The 18,572-nt window shown below is 70.2% G+C and carries 17 protein-coding genes and 1 riboswitch; of the genes, 8 read left to right on the top strand and 9 right to left on the bottom strand.

Annotated elements, in window-relative coordinates; all coding sequences use genetic code 11:
* Positions 1–33: 33 nt before the first annotated feature.
* From EV657_RS00995 to EV657_RS00975, 5 genes are all read left to right on the top strand, one after another.
* Positions 34–498, top strand: coding sequence for a formate dehydrogenase subunit gamma (locus tag EV657_RS00995; protein ID WP_075786442.1), 465 nt, complete (start codon positions 34–36; stop codon positions 496–498).
* Complete coding sequence (locus EV657_RS00990; RefSeq protein ID WP_134076855.1) at positions 495–2,009, top strand: NADH-ubiquinone oxidoreductase-F iron-sulfur binding region domain-containing protein; 1,515 nt, start codon at positions 495–497, stop codon at positions 2,007–2,009. The genes EV657_RS00995 and EV657_RS00990 overlap by 4 nt, the downstream gene beginning before the upstream one ends.
* A gap of 259 nt (positions 2,010–2,268) precedes the next feature.
* Positions 2,269–5,139 (top strand): formate dehydrogenase subunit alpha, encoded by a 2,871-nt coding sequence (fdhF, locus tag EV657_RS00985; protein WP_134076854.1) that lies wholly within the window; start codon positions 2,269–2,271, stop codon positions 5,137–5,139.
* 6 nt (positions 5,140–5,145) lie between these two features.
* Positions 5,146–5,964: a formate dehydrogenase accessory sulfurtransferase FdhD gene (gene fdhD, locus EV657_RS00980; RefSeq protein ID WP_134076853.1), complete on the top strand. Its 819-nt coding sequence runs from the start codon at positions 5,146–5,148 to the stop codon at positions 5,962–5,964.
* Positions 5,954–6,175: a formate dehydrogenase subunit delta gene (locus EV657_RS00975; protein WP_075786446.1), complete on the top strand. Its 222-nt coding sequence runs from the start codon at positions 5,954–5,956 to the stop codon at positions 6,173–6,175. Before fdhD ends, EV657_RS00975 begins: the two co-directional genes overlap by 11 nt.
* A gap of 29 nt (positions 6,176–6,204) precedes the next feature.
* Here EV657_RS00975 and EV657_RS00970 read toward each other — a convergent pair whose 3' ends face one another.
* From EV657_RS00970 to EV657_RS00930, 9 genes are all read right to left on the bottom strand, one after another.
* Entirely contained in the window at positions 6,205–7,050 is an 846-nt protein-coding gene (locus EV657_RS00970) for a TonB family protein (RefSeq protein ID WP_134076852.1), read from the bottom strand.
* Positions 7,047–7,433, bottom strand: coding sequence for an ExbD/TolR family protein (locus tag EV657_RS00965; protein WP_134076851.1), 387 nt, complete (start codon positions 7,431–7,433; stop codon positions 7,047–7,049). Before EV657_RS00965 ends, EV657_RS00970 begins: the two co-directional genes overlap by 4 nt.
* Positions 7,434–7,437: 4 nt before the next feature.
* Positions 7,438–7,824, bottom strand: coding sequence for an ExbD/TolR family protein (locus EV657_RS00960; RefSeq protein ID WP_113668375.1), 387 nt, complete (start codon positions 7,822–7,824; stop codon positions 7,438–7,440).
* On the bottom strand, positions 7,824–8,447 hold the full coding sequence (locus tag EV657_RS00955; RefSeq protein WP_134076850.1) for a MotA/TolQ/ExbB proton channel family protein: 624 nt from the start codon (positions 8,445–8,447) through the stop codon (positions 7,824–7,826). The genes EV657_RS00960 and EV657_RS00955 overlap by 1 nt, the downstream gene beginning before the upstream one ends.
* 34 nt (positions 8,448–8,481) lie before the next feature.
* Positions 8,482–9,240, bottom strand: a complete 759-nt coding sequence (locus EV657_RS00950; RefSeq protein WP_113668373.1) for an ABC transporter ATP-binding protein — start codon at positions 9,238–9,240, stop codon at positions 8,482–8,484.
* Positions 9,237–10,229: a FecCD family ABC transporter permease gene (locus EV657_RS00945; RefSeq protein WP_075786452.1), complete on the bottom strand. Its 993-nt coding sequence runs from the start codon at positions 10,227–10,229 to the stop codon at positions 9,237–9,239. The genes EV657_RS00950 and EV657_RS00945 overlap by 4 nt, the downstream gene beginning before the upstream one ends.
* Before the next feature lie 169 nt (positions 10,230–10,398).
* A riboswitch (cobalamin riboswitch) is annotated at positions 10,399–10,600 on the bottom strand.
* 38 nt (positions 10,601–10,638) lie between these two features.
* Positions 10,639–11,028, bottom strand: coding sequence for a Cu(I)-responsive transcriptional regulator (gene cueR / locus EV657_RS00940; protein WP_075786453.1), 390 nt, complete (start codon positions 11,026–11,028; stop codon positions 10,639–10,641).
* Positions 11,025–13,466, bottom strand: coding sequence for a heavy metal translocating P-type ATPase (locus tag EV657_RS00935; protein ID WP_134076849.1), 2,442 nt, complete (start codon positions 13,464–13,466; stop codon positions 11,025–11,027). Before EV657_RS00935 ends, cueR begins: the two co-directional genes overlap by 4 nt.
* 157 nt (positions 13,467–13,623) lie before the next feature.
* A complete protein-coding gene (locus EV657_RS00930; protein ID WP_075786455.1) occupies positions 13,624–14,547 on the bottom strand; it encodes a LysR family transcriptional regulator in 924 nt (307 codons plus the stop codon).
* 110 nt (positions 14,548–14,657) lie between these two features.
* Here EV657_RS00930 and EV657_RS00925 point away from each other — a divergent pair, with 110 nt between their 5' ends.
* The 3 genes from EV657_RS00925 to tkt are packed head-to-tail and all read left to right on the top strand — an operon-like array spanning position 14,658 to position 18,558.
* Positions 14,658–15,665 (top strand): class 1 fructose-bisphosphatase, encoded by a 1,008-nt coding sequence (locus EV657_RS00925; RefSeq protein WP_075786456.1) that lies wholly within the window; start codon positions 14,658–14,660, stop codon positions 15,663–15,665.
* 17 nt (positions 15,666–15,682) lie between these two features.
* A complete protein-coding gene (locus EV657_RS00920) occupies positions 15,683–16,555 on the top strand; it encodes a phosphoribulokinase (protein ID WP_113668370.1) in 873 nt (290 codons plus the stop codon).
* An 11-nt stretch (positions 16,556–16,566) separates the two neighbouring features.
* Positions 16,567–18,558 carry a transketolase gene (tkt, locus tag EV657_RS00915; protein ID WP_134076848.1) on the top strand — a complete coding sequence of 664 codons (1,992 nt, stop codon included), beginning with the start codon at positions 16,567–16,569 and terminating at the stop codon, positions 18,556–18,558.
* The last annotated feature ends 14 nt before the right edge of the window (positions 18,559–18,572 follow it).

The raw sequence follows: 18,572 nt of genomic DNA, 5'->3' as shown, positions 1-18,572 counted from the left end.
GGCATGCAAAATGGCATGCAAAGGGAGGACTGCATGACCACCGACATCATCGCGCGATGCCGCGGCATCGCCGCGGCCCATGCGCATCTGGACGGCCCGCTGCTGCCCGTGCTGCATGCCGTTCAGGAAAGCTTCGGCCATGTGCCGGTCGCGGCCTATCCGGCGCTGGCCGAGGAACTGGGCCTGAGTGCGGCCGAGATCCATGGCGTGGTCAGCTTCTACCCCGATTTCCGGACCGAGCCCGGCGGCCGCCGGGTGCTGCGGGTCTGCCGCGCCGAGGCCTGTCAGGCGATGGGCGCGGCCGCGCTGGGCGAGGATCTGAAGGCGCGGCTCGGGGTCGAATGGCACGGCACGACCGAAGATGGCGCGGTGACGCTGGAACCGGCCTATTGCCTGGGGCTTTGCGCCTGCGCGCCCGCGGCGCTGGTCGATGACCGTCCGCTGGGCCGGGTCACCGCAGACCGGCTGGAACGCCTGGCGCGGGAGGGATCGGCATGAGCCTCACGCTGTATCTGCCGCTCGATGCGGCCGCGCTGGCGCTGGGCGCCGACGAGATCGCAGAGGCCCTTCGGACCGAGGCCGAGGCGCGCGGGCTCGATCTGGTGCTGAAGCGCACCGGCACCCGCGGCATGGTCTGGCTGGAGCCTCTGCTGGAAATCGAGGAAAACGGCCTGCGCATGGGCTTCGGCCCGCTCGAGCCCGCCGATGTGCCCGCGCTGTTCGACAGCGCCTTCGAGGATCACCCAAAGGCGCTTGGCCCGGTCGAACAGATCCCGTTCTTCGCCCGCCAGACCCGTCTTGCCTTCGCCCGCTGCGGCATTGTCGAGCCTCTGGATCTTGACGCCTACCGCGCTCAGGGCGGCATGAAGGGGCTGGAGCGGGCGATGACGATGACGCCCGAAGAGATCGTGGCCGAGATCACCGCCTCGGGCCTGCGTGGCCGGGGCGGCGCGGGCTTTCCGACCGGCATCAAGTGGAAGACCGTGCTGGAGGCCGAGGGCGCGCGCAAGGCCGTGGTCTGCAATGCCGACGAGGGCGACAGCGGCACCTTTGCCGACCGGATGCTGATCGAGGGCGATCCGTTCTGCCTGATCGAGGGCATGGCGATCTGTGCCCGCGCGGTCGGTGCCGACCGGGGCTATGTCTACATGCGCTCGGAATATCCGCAGGCGATCGCGATGCTCGACGCCTCGCTGCGCGTCGCGCGCGAGGCGGGCATTCTGGGCGATCACTTCGACATCGAGGACCGGGTCGGCGCCGGGTCCTATGTCTGCGGCGAGGAAACCGCGCTTCTGAATTCCATGGAGGGCAAGCGCGGCATCGTACGCCCCAAGCCGCCCTTGCCCGCCCATAAGGGCTTCATGGGGCGGCCGACCGTCGTCAACAACCTGATCACGCTGGCCTCGGTCCCGGCGATCCTGTCGGAAGGGGCCGAGCATTACCGGTCGTTCGGGCTGGGCCGCTCGCTTGGCACCGTGCCGCTGCAGATCGCGGGCAATGTCAGATATGGCGGGCTCTTCGAGGCGGCCTTCGGCATGACCATCGGCGAACTCGTCGAGGGTGTATGCGGCGGCACCGCCTCGGGCCGTCCGGTGAAGGCGGTGCAGATCGGCGGGCCTCTGGGCGCCTATTTCCCCCGGTCGCTGTTCGACACGCCGCTCGGCTATGAGGAATGCGACGCGGCGGGCGGACTGATCGGCCATGCCGGGCTCGTGGTCTTCGACGACACCGTCGAGATGGGCGCGATGGCCCGCTTTGCCATGGAATTCTGCGCGGTCGAAAGCTGCGGCACCTGCACCCCCTGCCGGATCGGCGCGGTCCGGGGCATGGAGACCATCGACCGCATCCTCGCGGGCGATCCGGCCGCGCCCGCGATCCTGGCCGATCTGTGCGAGACGATGCGCGCGGGCTCGCTTTGTGCGTTGGGGGGCTTCACCCCTTACCCTGTGGAAAGTGCTCTGCGCCACTTCCCCGAGGATTTCGGCGGGGCACGGGAGGCGGCGGAATGATCGTGTCCGAAATGCCTTCGATGGCGCAACGCTCCGCCGTCCTGTCCCGAGGTGTCCACCCCTCTGGCCCGGGCGCCCGGCCCGCGCCGCGCCCGATCCTCCCCCCGGGAGGGCGCATTGCGACGTTTCAAGCAGCGGAACGCGTGGCGGCAGATTGCACCATGAACCGCGCCGATCTTCTCTCAGCCGACGCCCTCCCCGGATCGGGCGCAGCCCTTCTCGCATCGCATGACCAATCCGCCAGCCCGGAGGCCAGCAGATGAAAGACTTCATCCTTCCCGATGCCGATTTCGGCACCCCCGCCCGCCGCTCGGACAAGACTGTCACCCTCACCATCGACGGCACGGACGTGACTGTGCCCGAAGGCACCTCGGTCATGCGCGCCGCCGCCATGGCCGGGATCGAGATCCCCAAGCTTTGCGCCACCGACAGCCTGGAACCCATCGGGTCCTGCCGCCTCTGCATGGTCGAGATCGAGGGCCGCCGCGGCACGCCCGCCTCCTGCACCACGCCCGCTGCGGACGGCATGGCGGTCCAGACCCAGACGCCGAAGCTCGCCAAACTGCGGCGCGGGGTGATGGAGCTTTACATTTCGGACCACCCGCTCGACTGCCTGACCTGTGCGGCCAATGGCGACTGCCAGTTGCAGGACATGGCGGGCGCGGTGGGCCTGCGCGAGGTGCGCTATACCCCCGGCGCCAACCATTTCGAGACCCGGCAGAACGGCGAGGCCAACCCGCGCTTCGAGGCCAAGGATACCTCGAACCCCTATTTCACCTATGATCCGGCGAAATGCATCGCCTGCTTCCGCTGCGTGCGGGCCTGCGAAGAGGTGCAGGGCACCTTCGCGCTGACCGTCGAGGGACGCGGCTTCGCGGCGCGGATCGCGTCGGGCACCACCGATTTCCTGAGTTCCGACTGCGTGAGCTGCGGCGCCTGCGTGCAGGCCTGCCCGACCGCGACGCTGCAGGAAAACGCGGTGATCGAGATGGGCACGCCCGACCGCGCCATCGTCACCACCTGCGCCTATTGCGGCGTGGGCTGTTCGTTCCGGGCCGAGATGAAGGGCGATCAGTTGGTGCGCATGGTGCCCTGGAAGGACGGCAAGGCCAATCGCGGCCATAGCTGCGTCAAGGGCCGCTTCGCCTTCGGCTATGCCGCCCATCCCGACCGCATCCAGAGCCCGATGATCCGCGAAACCATCGACCAGCCCTGGCGCGAGGTCTCGTGGGACGAGGCGCTGGCCTTCACCGCGCAAAGGCTGCGCAGGATCCAGGCCGAAAGCGGCACCGGCGCCATCGGCGGCATCACCTCGTCGCGCTGCACCAACGAGGAGACCTTCCTCGTGCAGAAGCTGATCCGGCAGGTCTTCGGCAACAACAATGTCGACACCTGCGCCCGGGTCTGCCATTCGCCCACGGGCTATGGCCTCAAGACCACCTTCGGCACCTCGGCGGGCACGCAGGATTTCGACAGCGTCGAGGCGGCCGATGTGGTGCTGGTGATCGGCGCGAACCCGACAGACGGCCACCCGGTCTTTGCCTCGCGGCTGAAAAAGCGGCTGCGGCAGGGCGCCCGGCTGATCGTGGCCGATCCGCGCCGGATCGATCTGGTCAAGGGCCCCCATGTGCAGGCCGCCCATCATCTGGCGCTGCGGCCGGGGACCAATGTGGCGCTTCTGACCGCCATGGCCCATGTCATCGTGACCGAGGGGCTGACCGACAGCGCCTTCATCGCCGAGCGCTGCGATGCCGAGGCCTTCGCCGACTGGGCGGCGTTCGTGGCGGAAGACCATCTTGGCCCAGAAGCGACCGAGGCGCTGACCGGCGTACCGGCCGATCAGGTGCGGCAGGCCGCACGGCTTTATGCCACGGGCGGCAATGCTGCGATCTATTACGGGCTGGGGGTGACCGAACACAGCCAGGGCTCGACCACCGTCATGGCGATCGCGAATCTTGCCATGGCAACCGGCAATATCGGGCGGCCGGGTGTCGGCGTGAACCCGCTGCGCGGCCAGAACAACGTGCAGGGCTCCTGCGACATGGGCAGCTTCCCGCACGAGTTGCCGGGCTATCGCCATGTCCATGACCCCGAGGCGCGCGGCGTGTTCGAGCGGCTCTGGAACGTGACCATCTCGGACGAGCCCGGACTGCGCATCCCCAACATGCTGGACGCCGCCGTCGATGGCAGCTTCCGCGGGCTTTACGTCCAGGGCGAGGACATCCTGCAATCGGACCCCGACACCAGGCATGTGGCGGCGGGGCTCGCGGCGATGGATTGCGTGATCGTCCACGATCTTTTCCTGAACGAGACCGCGAACTATGCCCATGTCTTCCTGCCGGGGTCGAGCTTTCTGGAAAAAGACGGCACCTTCACCAATGCCGAACGGCGGTTGAACCGCGTCCGCCGGGTGATGGCGCCCATGACCGGGCTGGCCGACTGGGAGGTCACCATGGCGCTGGCCAATGCCATGGGCGCGGGCTGGGACTATGCCCACCCTTCCGAGATCATGGACGAGATCGCCGCCACCACCCCCAGCTTCGCGGGTGTCAGCTACGATCTGCTCGACCGCGAGGGCTCGGTGCAATGGCCCTGCAACGAGGCCGCGCCCAAGGGCACGCCGGTCATGCACGAGGCAGGCTTCGTGCGCGGCAAGGGGCTCTTCGTCATCACCGACTATGTGCCGACCGACGAGCGTACCGGCCCGCGCTTCCCGCTCCTGCTGACGACGGGGCGGATCCTCAGCCAGTACAATGTGGGCGCCCAGACCCGGCGCACTGCCAATACCGCCTGGCATGGCGAGGACCGGCTGGAGATCCATCCCCATGACGCGGAAACCCGGGGCATCGCCGAGGGCGACTGGGTGCGGCTGGCCTCGCGCTCGGGCGAGACCTCGCTGCGGGCGACCCTGACCGACCGGGTCAGCCCGGGCGTCGTCTACACCACCTTCCACCACCCCGAGACCCAGGCCAATGTGGTGACCTCGGACTATTCCGACTGGGCCACCAATTGCCCCGAATACAAGGTGACCGCGGTACAGGTGGCGCTGTCGAACGGGCCCTCGGACTGGCAGGAGGATTACGCCGCCCAGGCCCGCGCCGCCCGCCGCATCCTGCCCGCCGCGGAATGAGCCCGGATGCGGGGCTGGACAACATCGCAGGTGCAAAGCGTCGGCCCCGACGGGGCCGCGCCCGACATCCGGCGGCTGGCCGAGGAGGTGCCGGTCGCCCTTTGCTATGACGGCAGCACCCATGCGGTGATGCTGGCCAGCCCCGCCGATCTTGACGATTTCGCGCTGGGCTTTTCGCTGACCGAAGGCATCGTCGAGCGCCCCGGTCAGATCGCGCGGATCGAGCGTGCGGATCATGACGAGGGGATCGAGCTGCGGATCTGGCTGGCGCCGGGTCTCGGCGCGCGGCTGGCCGGGCGGCGCCGCCGCATGGCGGGGCCCGTCGGTTGCGGGCTTTGCGGTGTCGAAAGCCTTGCCGAAGCGAGCCGTCCGCTGCCGGTGCTGCCGCCGGACGGGCTGTGCCTGACGCCGCCCGAGATCGCCGGGGCGATGACCGCGCTGAGCCTCGCCCAGGAGCTGCACGGCGCGACGCGGGCGGCCCATGCGGCGGGGTTCTGGACCCGCGCGGAGGGGCTGGTCGCGCTGTGCGAGGATGTCGGGCGGCACAATGCGCTCGACAAGCTGGTGGGACGGCTGGCCCGGATGGGGCGCGACGCCTCGGGCGGCGCGATCCTGCTGACCTCGCGGGTCTCGATCGAACTGGTGCAGAAGGCGGTTCTTGCCCGCGCACCGGCGCTGATCGCCGTCTCGGCGCCGACCGCCCGCGCCGTCGCCGCGGCAGACGCCGCAGGGCTGACCCTCATCGCCCGGGCGCGCGGTCAGAGTTTCGACATTCACACCCATGCCCGGCGGATCGCTGCGAAGGAGATCCAACATGACCCCTGACAAGCTGGCCTATATGGCCAATCAGATCGCAACCGCCTTTGCCCGCCTGCCCGATGACGAGGCCGAGGCCGCCATCGCCGCCCATATCGACCAGTTCTGGGACCCGCGCATGCGGGCGCGGCTGCTGAGCCTGGCCGAAAGCCCGAAAACCGGGCTTTCCGACCGGGCGCGTGGCGCGGCGGCACTGATCCGGCGGCCCGAGACCGCCTGAGGGCGTCGTCCGTCCGGATCGGGCGGGCGCTAGCCCTGCCACTCGAACCTCAGCGGCAGGGTAAAGCTGTAGCGCGCGGCCTCGAGCCCCCGGGGTGCGGGCGGGAACCGGCCGGCGCGGCGCACCGCCGCCAGCGCAGCCGCGTCGAGGCGCGGGTCGCCCGCGCTTTGGACCAGACGGGCCGAGACCAGCCGCCCGTCGCGCGCCAGCACCAGCTCGATCAGCGCCCGGCCGCTGGCCCGCGTGCCACGCGGATAGCGGTGGCTGCGGTCGACCCGCGCCCGGATCCGCGCGCCCCATTCGGCCTGCAGCGCCGAGGCCCGGGCAGGCGTCAGCGTCGGCGCGCCGCCGGTGGCCCCCGCCCCGGCCTCGGCGGCCTCTGACCGGCCCCGCGCCACCTGCGCCGCGCGCGCCTCCGAGGGCGGCGCGGCAGAGCGGGCGGTCCTGGCCGGAGGCTCGGGGCGTGACTCGGGCCGAAGCGCCGACGCCGGGTCCGGCTCGCGTCTCTCGGGCGGGCTGGAGGGCACGGGCAGGTCGGCCTCGGGGCGCGGTTCGGAAAGCGTCGGCAGGGCGGGAACCGGCATCGCGGCACGGTCGGGCGCGGGGTCCGGATCGGCGCGCGGCACGCTTTCAGGCTCTGGCTCTGGCGCTGGCAGGTCTGCAAGGTCGGTGTCAGGCGCCGGGGCCTCGGTCCAGTCCTCGGCAAGCCTGGCATAGGACGCAGGCGCCGCCGCCAGCGTCACCAGCGCATCGCCCCCCGGCCCGCCTGCCGCCCCGGCAACGCCCCCCATCGGCGGCCGCGCCAGCGCAAAGGCCCCGACATGGAGCGCCAGCGCCAGCGGCATGAAGGCCAGAAGCTCGCCCGCCCGTGTCATCGCGGCACCGTCACCAGCCGCAGCGGGCCGCGCCCCTCGGCGGTCAGCCGCGCGGCAAGCCGCGCCAATGCGGCCGCCTCGACCCCGGCATCGGCCCGGATCACCAGCGGCCCGGCGCCGTCGGGCCGCGCGGCGAGCGCCGCAAAAACCGCCTCGCCCCGCAGATCGCCGAAGGCCAGATCGCCCGCGGCCGACAGGTGCAGCATGTCCCCCGTTGCGGGCTCGGCCCCGTCCGCCCGCGGCGGCGCGGTCTCGAAGGGCGCGGGCGGCACCAGCCGCGCGCTCATCAGGAAGAAGATCAGCAAAAGGAAGACGACATTGATCATCGGCACAATGCTTTCGCCGTGCCTGCGCTGCCGGTCGTCCGCGCCGAAGTCGAGCATCGCCTCACTCCACCAGCATGAGCCCCGCGACCCCGGCCCGGCCGAGCGCGTCCATCGCATCGACCAGCGCCTGCAGGTCGGCCCCGTCCCGGGCGCGCAGCAGGACCGGATCGCCGGGCGCGGGCGTGATCCGCGCCAGTTCGGCCGCGATGGCATCGGGCGCCATCATCGCCTGCCCGTTCAGGGACAGCCCGTCGGGGCGCACCTCGATCAGTCTTGGCGGCCCCTGCCAGTCGCCCGCCCCGCCGCCCCTGGCCGCGACGATCCCGATCCCCGCCTCGGGGCCGAAGCGGGCGGCGATCATGAAGAAGACGAGCAGCAGGAAAACCACGTCGATCATTGGCGTGAGGCTCGGGCGCCGCGTCGGCCGGGGCGTGTCGAAACTGAACATCACCCCGCCTCCGTGGCCAGAAAAAGCCGGGTCGCGAGGTCTTCCATGTCGGCGCGGGCGCTGTCGGCCACGGATTCGAACCAGCTGAGCGAAACCGCCGCCGGGATCGCCACCGCCATGCCGGCGGCCGTGGTCAGAAGCGCCTCCCAGATACCGCCCGCCAGATCGGCCGGGTCGGCCGCCGAACCCGCCGATTGCAGCGCCTGAAAGGCGTCGATCATGCCCAGAACGGTGCCCAGAAGCCCCAGCAGCGGCGCGATCACCGCGATCAGTTCCAGCGCGCGCAGCCCCGAACGCGCCTCGACCAAGAGCCGCCGGGCGACGCGGGTGGTCTCTTCGCGGGCCTTCGCCTCGGGCAGGCCCCGCGCCAGCGCCCCGATGGCCGCGCCCACCAGCCGGGCGCGCAGACCGACCCGGCCCGAGACCGCCTCGGCCGCCGCCTCGCGCGCACCCTCCTGCCAGAGCAGCACGGCGCGTTCGGCCCGGGCGCCCGCGAAGGCCCCCATCCGCGCGAGGCCCCAGAGCTTCCAGAGGATCAGGCTGAGCGTCGCCACCGACAGGGCCGCGATGGCCCACATCGCCGCGCCGCCGGTGTGAAGGAAGGACAGGATCGGGTCGATCATGCGGCGGGCTCCTCGGCCGGGCAGGTATCGGGGGTCATCGCACCACCTCGAGCGGCTGAAAGACCGGGCCGTCGGGGGTGTCGGCAAGATAGGCGCGCAGCCCGAAGACCTCGGCCAGATTGGCCTCGCTCAGAACCGCGCGGGGCGGGCCGTCGGCCACCAGACGGCCGCGATGCATCAGCAGAAGCCGGGTGCAGAACCGCACCGCCAGGCCCAGATCGTGGAGCGAGATCATCACGAGGCGGCCTTCGGCGGCGAGCCCTGCAAACAGCGCCATGGTGGTGAACTGATGCGCCGGGTCGAGCCCGGCAATGGGTTCGTCAGCCATCAGCACCGGCGCCTCCTGCGCCAGCGCCCGGGCGATCAGCACCCGCGCCTGTTCGCCGCCCGACAGCTCGGTCGCGCGCCGCGTGGCGAACCCGGTCAGGTCGAGGCGGGCCATCGCGGCACCGACGGCGGCGCGGTCGGCGGGTCCGGGACGCTGGCCCGGTCCCAGATGCGGCGTGCGGCCAAGCCCGACCAGGGTCTCGACGCTGACCGGCCAGGCGATCTCGCGCGTTTGCGGCAACCAGGCGGCGGCGCGGGCACGCTCGGACGCGGGAAGGCACGCAAGGCTCGATGTGCCCTTGTGCGGCACGAGGCCGAGGGTTGCGCGCATCAGGGTGGTCTTGCCTGCGCCATTGGGACCGACAAGGCCAACGCAGTCGCCGGGGGACAGCGTCGCGGTGACATCGTCGACCACCGGACAGCGCCCGCGCCGGACGGTCAGATGCGAAAGCTCAATCCCGGTCATGCGCCCGCCTCCGCCCGGGTCCGGTAGATCAGCCGGATGAAAAGCGGCGCGCCGATCAGTGCGGTGACGACGCCCAGCTTGAGGTCGCGGTCGGGCAGCACCAGCCGCACGCCGATATCGGCCGCCAGCAAAAGCGCCGCCCCCCCCAGCGCCGAGGCCGCCAGCAGCCGCCCGGGCCGCGCGCCCACCAGCGGGCGCAGAAGATGCGGCACGATCAGACCGACAAAGCCGATGGCGCCCGCGACCGCCACGCCTGCGCCCACCGAGGCCGCGACGCCGAGGACCAGCGCGAGGCGCAGCCGCCCGAGCCGGATGCCCAGCGCCGCCGCCGCATCCTCGCCCAGCGTCAGCGCATCAAGCCCGCGGCCGAGCCCCGCCAGCATCAGCCAGCCCAGAAGCGTCAGCGGCAGCGCCAGCCAGACATGGGTGAAGGACCGGTCGGCGAGCGAGCCCATCAGCCAGAACACGATATCGGCCGTGGCATAGGGGTTGGGCGAGAGGTTCAGCACCAGCTGCGTCAGCGCGCCCGCCAGCGCCGAAAGGGCGATGCCCGCGAGGATCAGCGTGAAGGCGCCCCCGCGCGGCCCGGCCAGCAGCAGCAGCAGCGAGACGGCGATCAGCGCGCCTGTCAGCGCCGAAGCGGGAAGCGCCAGCACATGCGCCGAGGCAAGCCCCGTCTGCAGCGCCAGCACCGCGCCCAGCGCGGCGCTCGACGAGACGCCGATCAGAGCGGGCTCGGCCAGCGGGTTGCGCATGTAGCCCTGAAGCGCCGCGCCCGAGAGCCCGAGGCTCGCGCCCACCAGCACGGCCAGGATCGCGCGCGGCAGCCGGATCTCGCGCATGACCAGAACCGCCGCCTCGCCGCGCCCGGCCAGCAGCGCCGAGAGGCTGTCCCTGACCGACAGTCCCGCGGGGCCGATCAGCAGCGACAGCGCGAAAAGGGCCGCGACCAGCAGCGCAAGCGCCCAGAAGAGCCCCTGCCCCCTCATGCGCGCGCTCCGTCTCGGTCGGCCGGTCTTGTATCCGGATCGTCCATCGCCCTGCCTTCCCTGCCCTTGCGGGCGGTCCGGGGCACGGTGGCATCGCGCCAGCCCCCCGGACGGTGATCTTTCTCACCGCTGCGGGCTGGCCGCTCCGGGGCGCGCCCCGCGCCCGGAAAGGGTGATCGTCGCTTCGGCAGGTCTCCTGGCTTGCGGGTCGTCGCTTGGCTGGCCTTCCCGGGCGCCGGGCCCAGTGGCATCTGTCAGCCGCGCTCTCCGCCTACAGTTGCGGGGGCAGCCGCGGAATTGCCCTTGCGGGGGCGCACCGCGTTCCCTTTTCTCCGGCCTTGCGGACCGGAACCGAAGTCGCTCCTGCCTAGCCGATCGGCGGGCATTGTCAAAGCCCTTTGCGGGCGGCTCAGCCCTCTCCGGCCAGCCCCTTCAGGATCGGGCAGTCGGGGCGCTGATCGCCCGCGCAGGCCGAAACCAGCTCGGCCAGGGTGGCGCGCATCGCCTGCAATTCGGCGATCTTGGCGTCGATCTGCGCCAGATGGACGCGGGCGATCTGTTTCACATCGGCGCTGGCGCGGTCCTTGTCGGTGTAAAGCGCCAGAAGCGCCCGGCATTCCTCGATGGAAAACCCAAGCGACCGCGCCCGGCCCAGAAAGGTCAGGTTGTGCAAATCGGTTTCCGAGAAATGCCGGTAGCCATTGGCGCCCCGAGCGGGGCGGATCAGGCCGATCTCCTCGTAATAGCGGATGGTCTTGGCCGGCAGCCCGGTCGCCTTCGAGATGTCGCCGATATTCATGACCGGGCCTCCAGGGGTCCGAGTCCGCGCAGCCGCAGGGCGTTCGACAGCACGAAGAGGCTTGAACAGGCCATGGCCCCCGCCGCCAGCATCGGCGACAGAAGAAGGCCGTTCAGCTGATAGAGCACGCCTGCCGCGACCGGAATGAGGGCCACGTTATAGGCGAAGGCCCAGAACAGGTTCTGACGGATATTGGCCAGCGTCCGGCGGCTGACATGGAGCGCGTTGACGACGCCCTGCGGGTCGCCCGACATCAGCACCACATCGCCCGCCTCGATGGCGACATCGGTGCCGGTGCCGATGGCCAGCCCCACATCGGCCGCCGCCAGCGCGGGCGCGTCATTCAGCCCGTCGCCGACGAAGGCGACAGGGCCGTCGGCGCGCAGCCCCTCCAGCGCCTCGACCTTGCCGCCGGGCAGGACGCCCGCCACGACATGGCCGATGCCAAGCTCGGCCGCGACGGCGCGCGCGGTCGGCTCGGTATCGCCGGTGATCAGCGCCGTCCGGACACCCATGCGGTGCAGTCCCGCGATGGCCGCGCGCGCCGAGGGCTTGATCGGGTCGGCCAGCGCCAGCACCCCCGCCGCGCGCCCGCCGAGGGCCACGAAGACCGGGGTTGCGCCGGTCGCGGCCAGCGCCGCGGCCTCGGCCGCGAGGGGTCCAAGCGCGATGCCCTCGCGCGCCATCAGCCGTTCGGCGCCCACCAGCACCGCGCGGCCCCCGATCCGCCCCCGGACGCCGAAGCCGGGCAGCGCCTCGACGCCTTCGGCCTCGGGATGATCGGGGGCGGCGGCGAGGATGGCGCGGGCCAGCGGATGTTCCGACCGGGCCTCGAGCGCGCCGGCCGCGGCCAGAACCTCGCCGCGATCAAAGCCCTCGGCCAGCCGCGCCCCGGTCAGTTCGGGGCGGCCCTCGGTCAGCGTGCCGGTCTTGTCGAAGGCAACCGTCGCAACGCCCGACAGGCTTTGCAGCGCATCGCCCTTGCGGAACAGCACCCCCATCTCGGCGGCGCGGCCGGTACCGACCATCACCGAGGTCGGCGTGGCCAGCCCCATGGCGCAGGGACAGGCCACGATCAGAACCGAGACGCCCGCGACCAGTGCAAGCCCCAGCGCCGGGTCGGGCCCGACGATCAGCCAGACCGCGACGGTCAGCGCGGCGGCGGCCAGGACCGCGGGCACGAAGATGCCGGTGATCCGGTCGGCCAGCGCCTGCACCGGCAGCTTGGCGCCCTGCGCGGTCTCGACCATGGCCACGATCTGGGCCAGCGCGGTATCGCGGCCGACCCGGGTGGCGCGGAACCGCAGCGCGGAGGCGCCATTGACGGTGCCGCCGGTGACCGCGTCACCGGGCGCCTTGTCGGCGGGCATCGGCTCGCCGGTCAGCATCGATTCGTCGACCGGCCCCTGCCCCGCGACGATCTCGCCATCGGTGGGGATGCGCTCGCCGGGGCGGACCTCGATCAGATCGCCGGGGGCAAGCAGCTCGACGGGCCGGTCCTCGAGACCCGTTTCAGTGACGACCCGGGCGCTGCGGGGTTGCAGGCCCATCAGATGCCGGATCGCCTCGCCGGTGCGGCCCCGGGCGCGGGCCTCAAAGGTGCGGCCGATCAGGATCAGGGTGACGATGACCGCGGCGGCCTCGAAATAGACATGGGCCGTGCCGGCGGGCAGCAGGCCGGGCGCGAAGGTCGCGAGGGTCGAGTACCCCCAGGCGGCGCCGGTGCCGAGCGCGACCAGCGCGTTCATGTCGGGCGCGCCCTTCAGCAGGAGCGGCACGCCCTTGAGAAAGAAGGACCGGCCCGGACCGGCGAGGATCGCGGTGGTCAGCAGGAACGAGACGACGCGCAGCCCGGTTTCCGAGACAATCCCGGCCAGCGCCTCGCGGGCACCAGGGATCACGTGACCGCCCATTTCCAGAAGCACCACGGGCAGCGCCAGCAGGCCCGCGATCCAGGCCCGGCGGGCCAGCGCGCGGGCCTCGGCAGCCTGGGCCGCGCCGGGTTCGGGCCGCGCCTCGGCGGTCAGCGGGGTCGCCGGATAGCCAGCCTCTGTGACCGCGCGGGCCAGCGCACGGGCATCGGCCAGGCCCTCGGCGGCGGTCACGCGGGCCTGACCGGTCGCGAGGTTCATCGCAGCCGACAGAACCCCGGGCTGGGCCAGCAGAGTACGCTCGATCCGGCCGGTGCAGGAGGCGCAGGTCGCGCCCTCGACGTTGAGCGCGATTTCGGTCCGGGCGACGCCGAAGCCCGCCCCCTCGACCGCGCCGATGAGCGGCGCAGGCGGTCCGGAATGCTCGACCTCGGCGGTGCCGGTGGCGAGATTCACCCGGGCCGCACCGACCTCAGGCAGGTCGGTCAGGGCGCGCTCGACCCGCCGCACACAGCCCGCGCAATGCAGCCCTTCGAGCTTCAGCCTGGTGGTGGTGATCGCGGTCATGACAGCCTCCGTGCAGCGTCCGTCGGATTGGATGCCCCTCAGATAGGGCCTCCAGTCGCTGGAAGGTCAAGGGCACTGCCGCGTTTTGTCAGGGAAACCGACTGTCTGGAGGTTCGCGCGAATTTTCTGCGAAAATTCGGGGCCGGAAACCGGCCTATCACGGCAGGAACGCGCCCTGGCGGCCCACTATGTAGCCGTGGATGCGCCGGCCGGCCGCACTGAGGGCGGTATCGCTGCGATGGACCAGGAACCACTGCCGCACCAGCGGCAGCGCGGGGGCATCCAGCTCGACCAGCCGCCCGGCGGCCAGTTCCTCGACCACCGTGTGACGCGAGATCAGCGCGATCCCGAGCCCCGCCATCACCGCCTGCTTGATGGTCTCGTTGCTTTCCAGCTCGACGACCCGTTGCGGACGCCCCTTGCCCAGCCGCTCGATGAACCGCTCCATCAGCACGCGGGTTCCCGACTCGATCTCGCGCGCGAGGAAGGTCTCGGCCAGCACCCGTTCGGCCGCGATCCGCTCCTGCCCGGCCAGCGGATGATCGGGCGGCGCGATCAGCACATGGGGATGCGGCCCCAGCACTGTCGCATGCACCTCGGGCACCCGGGGCGGCCGCCCCATGATCGCGATATCGACGCTTGCCGCCTGCAGCGCCGTCACCACCATCTCGCGCGAGCCCACACGCAGGATCACGTCGATTTCGGCAAAGGCGCGGTGCAGCTCGGCCACCAGGCGCGGCGCGAAATACTTGGCGGTGGCGACCACGCCCAGCGTCACCATCCCCTCCATCCCCTCGTTGAGCGCGCGCACATGATCGACGCAGGCCTCGAGCGCGGTCTCGATCGCGCGCGCGCCCACCAGAACCGCCTCGCCCTGGCGCGTGAGTCGCGCCACGCCCTGGGGACCGCGATCGACCAAGCGGGCGCCGAAATTCTCTTCGAGCTGGCGCAGCTGGGTATGGACGGCCGGGGTCGTCAGGTGGATCGACTCGGCCGCCGCCGTCAGCGTTCCGTGCTCGGCCACGGCGCGCAAAGCCCTGAGTTGCTTGAAGGTTACCGCTTCGGGCCGGAGTGTCGACATGAGGTTTTCAAAAAAATCTAACGCAGGTTCCGTGTTTTTAAATTCTCCACCATGCCTTCATCCTTTAGCAACCGGTATCGACAACGCGTCGCCAGATTCGGGAGAAATTTATGCAACGAGAGAATCCGATCCGGGATTTGCAGCATATCCCCGCCGCGCTTCAGCCGATCCTGAACGCGCTCTGCGAGGTCGGCATCGACCTGTCGCGGGTGATCCAGCGCGGGCCGCTGGGCGGCGCGCTGGGGGCCGCGGTCGGCGAGAACCTGGGCGGCGATACCCAGAAGGCGCTGGACCTGATGGCCGACGACGCCTTCTGCGAACGTCTCAAGTCCGCCAATGTCCGCTTCTATGCCTCGGAAGAGCAGGACGTCGTGGCCGAGCTTGACCCGGCCGGCGCCTATGCCGTCGCCATCGACCCGCTCGACGGATCCTCGAACATCGACGTCAACGTCTCGATCGGCACGATCTTCTCGATCTTCGAGGCGGCCGCGACCGGCGATGCCAGCGTGCTGCGCCCGGCCAGCGAACAGATCGGCGCGGGCTACATCATCTACGGGCCGCAGACGATGCTGGTCTGCACCTTCGGCAAGGGCACCCAGGAATACCTGCTCGATCCCGACAGCAAGCAGTTCGTGCTGGTGGCCGAGGCGGTGATGGTGCCCGACACCTCGCGCGAATTCGCCATCAACGCGTCGAACTACCGGCACTGGTCGCGGCCGATCCGGGCCTATATCGACGACTGCCTCGCCGGTGAGGAAGGCCCGCGCGCCTCGAACTTCAACATGCGCTGGGTCGCCTCGCTGGTGGCCGAGACCCACCGCATCCTGACCCGGGGCGGCGTCTTCCTGTACCCCGGCGATGCCCGCAAGGGCTACGAGCGCGGCCGTCTGCGGATGGTCTATGAATGCGCGCCCATCGCCTTCGTGATCCAGCAGGCCGGAGGCCTTGCCACCGACGCGCAGGATCCGATCCTCGGCAAGACCGCCGAAAGCCTGCATGCGCGCACGCCCTTCGTCTTCGGTTCGACCGACAAGGTCAGCCGCATCGCCGCCTATCACGACCTGCCGGACGAAGAGGTCAACGCCCTGTTCGGCAATCGCGGCCTGTTCCGCGTCTGAGTTCCTGGAGGATTGTCATGAGCAAGAAGCATCCGATCATTTCTGTCACCGGCTCCTCCGGGGCTGGCACCTCGACGGTCAAGCACACCTTCGACCAGATCTTCCGCCGCGAGGGCGTGAACGCGGTCTCGATCGAGGGCGACGCCTTCCACCGGTTCAACCGCAAGGACATGAAGTCCGAACTCGACCGCCAGTATGCCGGCGGCAATGTCGGCTTCAGCCATTTCAGCTTCGAAGCGAACGAGCTGAAGGAGCTGGAAAAGGTCTTCAGCCAGTATGGCGAGACCGGCACCGGTCGCACCCGCCACTATGTGCACGATGCCGACGAGGCCGAGAAATACGGCGTGCCCCCCGGCGAGTTCACCGAGTGGGCGCCGTTCGAGGACGGGTCGGACCTGCTGTTCTATGAAGGTCTGCACGGCTCGGTCGTCAATGACGATGTGAACATCGCCCGCCATGCCGACCTCAAGATCGGGGTGGTGCCGGTCATCAACCTCGAATGGATCCAGAAGATCCACCGCGACAAGGAAAAGCGCGGCTATACGACGGAGGCGATCACCGATGTGATCCTGCGCCGGATGTATGCCTATGTGCATTGCATCTGCCCGCAATTCACCGAAACCGACATCAACTTCCAGCGCGTGCCCGTGGTCGATACCTCGAACCCCTTCGTCGCCCGCTGGATCCCGACCCCCGACGAAAGCCTCGTCGTGATCCGGTTCCGCAACCCGCGCGGGATCGACTTTTCCTACCTGGTCTCGATGATCCACGGGTCCTGGATGAGCCGCGCCAACTCGATCGTGATCCCGGGCGGCAAGCTCGACCTCGCGATGCAGCTTATCCTGACGCCGATGATCAATCGCCTCGTCTCCGAATCGAAACGCGCCTGAGGAGGGTTCACATGAACGCGCCCACCAAGATCGACACCAGCGCCGAAGCGCTGATGGCCACCGCCATCCGGGTCCTGACCATGGATGCGGTCCAAGCCGCCAATTCGGGCCATCCGGGCATGCCGATGGGCATGGCCGATGCGGCCGCGGTGCTGTTCAACCGGTTCATGCAGATCGACCCGTCCTGCCCGAAATGGCCCGACCGCGACCGCTTCGTGCTGTCGGCGGGGCACGGGTCCATGCTGGTCTATTCGATCAACCACATGCTGGGCTATGCCGACATGGACATGGACCAGATCCGCAGCTTCCGGCAATGGGGCGCCCGCACGGCCGGTCACCCGGAATACGGCCATGCCGACGGGATCGAGACCACGACCGGCCCGCTGGGACAGGGCATCACCACCGCGGTCGGCATGGCGCTGGCCGAACGGATGCACAATGCCCGTTTCGGCGACGATCTGGTCGATCACTACACCTATGTCATCGCGGGCGACGGCTGCCTGATGGAGGGCATCAGCCACGAGGCCATCGACATGGCCGGGCACTGGCAGCTGGGCCGGATGATCGTGCTGTGGGACGACAACAAGATCACCATCGACGGCTCGACCGAACTGTCGACCTCGGTCGACCAGAAGGCCCGTTTCGCCGCCGCCGGCTGGCATGTGCAGGAGGTCGACGGCCATGACCGCGAGGCGGTCGCCGCCGCCATCGAGGCCGCGAAGAAGGACCCCCGCCCCTCGCTGATCGACTGCAAGACCGTGATCGGCCAGGGCGCGCCCAACAAGGCCGGCAGCCACAAGGTCCATGGCGCGCCTCTGGGTGCCGAGGAAATCGCCGCGAGCCGCACGGCGCTGGGCTGGGCCCATGAGGCCTTTACCCTGCCGAAAGAGGTCTATGCCGCCTGGCAGGCGGTCGCCGCGCGCGGCCGCGAGGCCCGCGAGGGCTGGGAGGCGCGGCTGTTGTGCAACGAGCATGGCGGCGCCTTCGAAAAGTCGCTGGCCAAGCCGGACAAGGCAGCCATGGCCGAGGCGATCACGGCCTACAAGCAACAGCTTTCGGCCGACGCGCCCAAGGTCGCGACCCGGAAGGCCTCGGAAATGGCGCTGGCCGTGGTCAATGCCACCCTGCCCAACGCCATCGGCGGCTCGGCCGACCTGACCGGCTCGAACCTGACGCTGACCAAGGGCATGTCGCCGGTGTCGAAAGACAATTACGGCGGCAACTACATCCATTACGGGATCCGCGAATTCGGCATGTCGGCGGCGATGAACGGCATCGCGCTGCATGGCGGCTTCTTCCCCTATGGCGGCACCTTCCTCGTCTTCGCCGACTATGCCCGCCCCGCGATCCGGCTGTCGGCGCTGATGGGGCTGCCGGTGGCTTACGTGATGACCCATGACTCGATCGGTCTGGGCGAGGACGGCCCGACCCACCAGCCGGTCGAGCATCTGGCCAGCCTGCGCGCCATGCCCAACCTCAACGTCTTCCGCCCCGCAGACGTGGTCGAGACCGCCGAGGCCTGGGAAATCGCCGCGACCTCGGAGAAGACCCCGAGCCTGCTGGCGCTGTCGCGCCAGAACCTGCCCTGCCTGCGGACCGAGCACCGGTCCGAGAACCTGACCGCGAAGGGCGCCTATGTGCTGCGCGAGCCCGAGGGCGGCCGCGACGTGACGCTGATCGCCACCGGCTCGGAAGTCGAGATCGCGATGAATGCCGCCGACGAACTGGCGCGCCAGGACGTCAGGGCGGCCGTTGTCTCTGCCCCCTGTTTCGAGCTATTCGCAGCCCAGGACGAGGCCTACCGGGCATCCGTCCTCGGTGACGCGCCCCGGGTCGGGGTCGAGGCCGCCGTGGAACAGGGCTGGTCGCCGCTTCTGGGCGCCAGATCCGCCTTCGTGGGCATGACCGGCTTCGGCGCCTCGGCGCCGGCAGACGACCTTTACAAGCATTTCGGCATCACCGCCGAAGCCGTGGCCGCCGCCGCGAAGAAACTGATCCGATAAGACAAGAAGGGTGG

The sequence above is a fragment of the Rhodovulum visakhapatnamense genome (assembly GCF_004365965.1).
In the GTDB taxonomy this organism is placed as follows: Bacteria; Pseudomonadota; Alphaproteobacteria; order Rhodobacterales; family Rhodobacteraceae; genus Rhodovulum; species Rhodovulum visakhapatnamense.
Note: the sequence above shows the minus strand (reverse complement) of the source record. Positions and strands in the feature narration are given on the sequence as shown.

What these genes read in the sequence shown, in the direction of transcription:
- EV657_RS00990 (WP_134076855.1), top strand. Translation starts at nt 495, where the DNA reads ATGAGCCTCACGCTGTATCTGCCGCTCGATGCGGCCGCGCTGGCGCTG.
- EV657_RS00995 (WP_075786442.1), top strand. Translation starts at nt 34, where the DNA reads ATGACCACCGACATCATCGCGCGATGCCGCGGCATCGCCGCGGCCCAT.
- EV657_RS00975 (WP_075786446.1), top strand. Translation starts at nt 5,954, where the DNA reads ATGACCCCTGACAAGCTGGCCTATATGGCCAATCAGATCGCAACCGCC.
- EV657_RS00960 (WP_113668375.1), bottom strand. Translation starts at nt 7,824, where the DNA reads ATGTTCAGTTTCGACACGCCCCGGCCGACGCGGCGCCCGAGCCTCACG.
- EV657_RS00930 (WP_075786455.1), bottom strand. Translation starts at nt 14,547, where the DNA reads ATGTCGACACTCCGGCCCGAAGCGGTAACCTTCAAGCAACTCAGGGCT.
- EV657_RS00945 (WP_075786452.1), bottom strand. Translation starts at nt 10,229, where the DNA reads ATGAGGGGGCAGGGGCTCTTCTGGGCGCTTGCGCTGCTGGTCGCGGCC.
- EV657_RS00925 (WP_075786456.1), top strand. Translation starts at nt 14,658, where the DNA reads ATGCAACGAGAGAATCCGATCCGGGATTTGCAGCATATCCCCGCCGCG.
- fdhF (WP_134076854.1), top strand. Translation starts at nt 2,269, where the DNA reads ATGAAAGACTTCATCCTTCCCGATGCCGATTTCGGCACCCCCGCCCGC.
- cueR (WP_075786453.1), bottom strand. Translation starts at nt 11,028, where the DNA reads ATGAATATCGGCGACATCTCGAAGGCGACCGGGCTGCCGGCCAAGACC.
- tkt (WP_134076848.1), top strand. Translation starts at nt 16,567, where the DNA reads ATGAACGCGCCCACCAAGATCGACACCAGCGCCGAAGCGCTGATGGCC.
- EV657_RS00955 (WP_134076850.1), bottom strand. Translation starts at nt 8,447, where the DNA reads ATGATCGACCCGATCCTGTCCTTCCTTCACACCGGCGGCGCGGCGATG.
- fdhD (WP_134076853.1), top strand. Translation starts at nt 5,146, where the DNA reads ATGCGGGGCTGGACAACATCGCAGGTGCAAAGCGTCGGCCCCGACGGG.
- EV657_RS00970 (WP_134076852.1), bottom strand. Translation starts at nt 7,050, where the DNA reads ATGACACGGGCGGGCGAGCTTCTGGCCTTCATGCCGCTGGCGCTGGCG.
- EV657_RS00965 (WP_134076851.1), bottom strand. Translation starts at nt 7,433, where the DNA reads ATGCTCGACTTCGGCGCGGACGACCGGCAGCGCAGGCACGGCGAAAGC.
- EV657_RS00950 (WP_113668373.1), bottom strand. Translation starts at nt 9,240, where the DNA reads ATGACCGGGATTGAGCTTTCGCATCTGACCGTCCGGCGCGGGCGCTGT.
- EV657_RS00920 (WP_113668370.1), top strand. Translation starts at nt 15,683, where the DNA reads ATGAGCAAGAAGCATCCGATCATTTCTGTCACCGGCTCCTCCGGGGCT.
- EV657_RS00935 (WP_134076849.1), bottom strand. Translation starts at nt 13,466, where the DNA reads ATGACCGCGATCACCACCACCAGGCTGAAGCTCGAAGGGCTGCATTGC.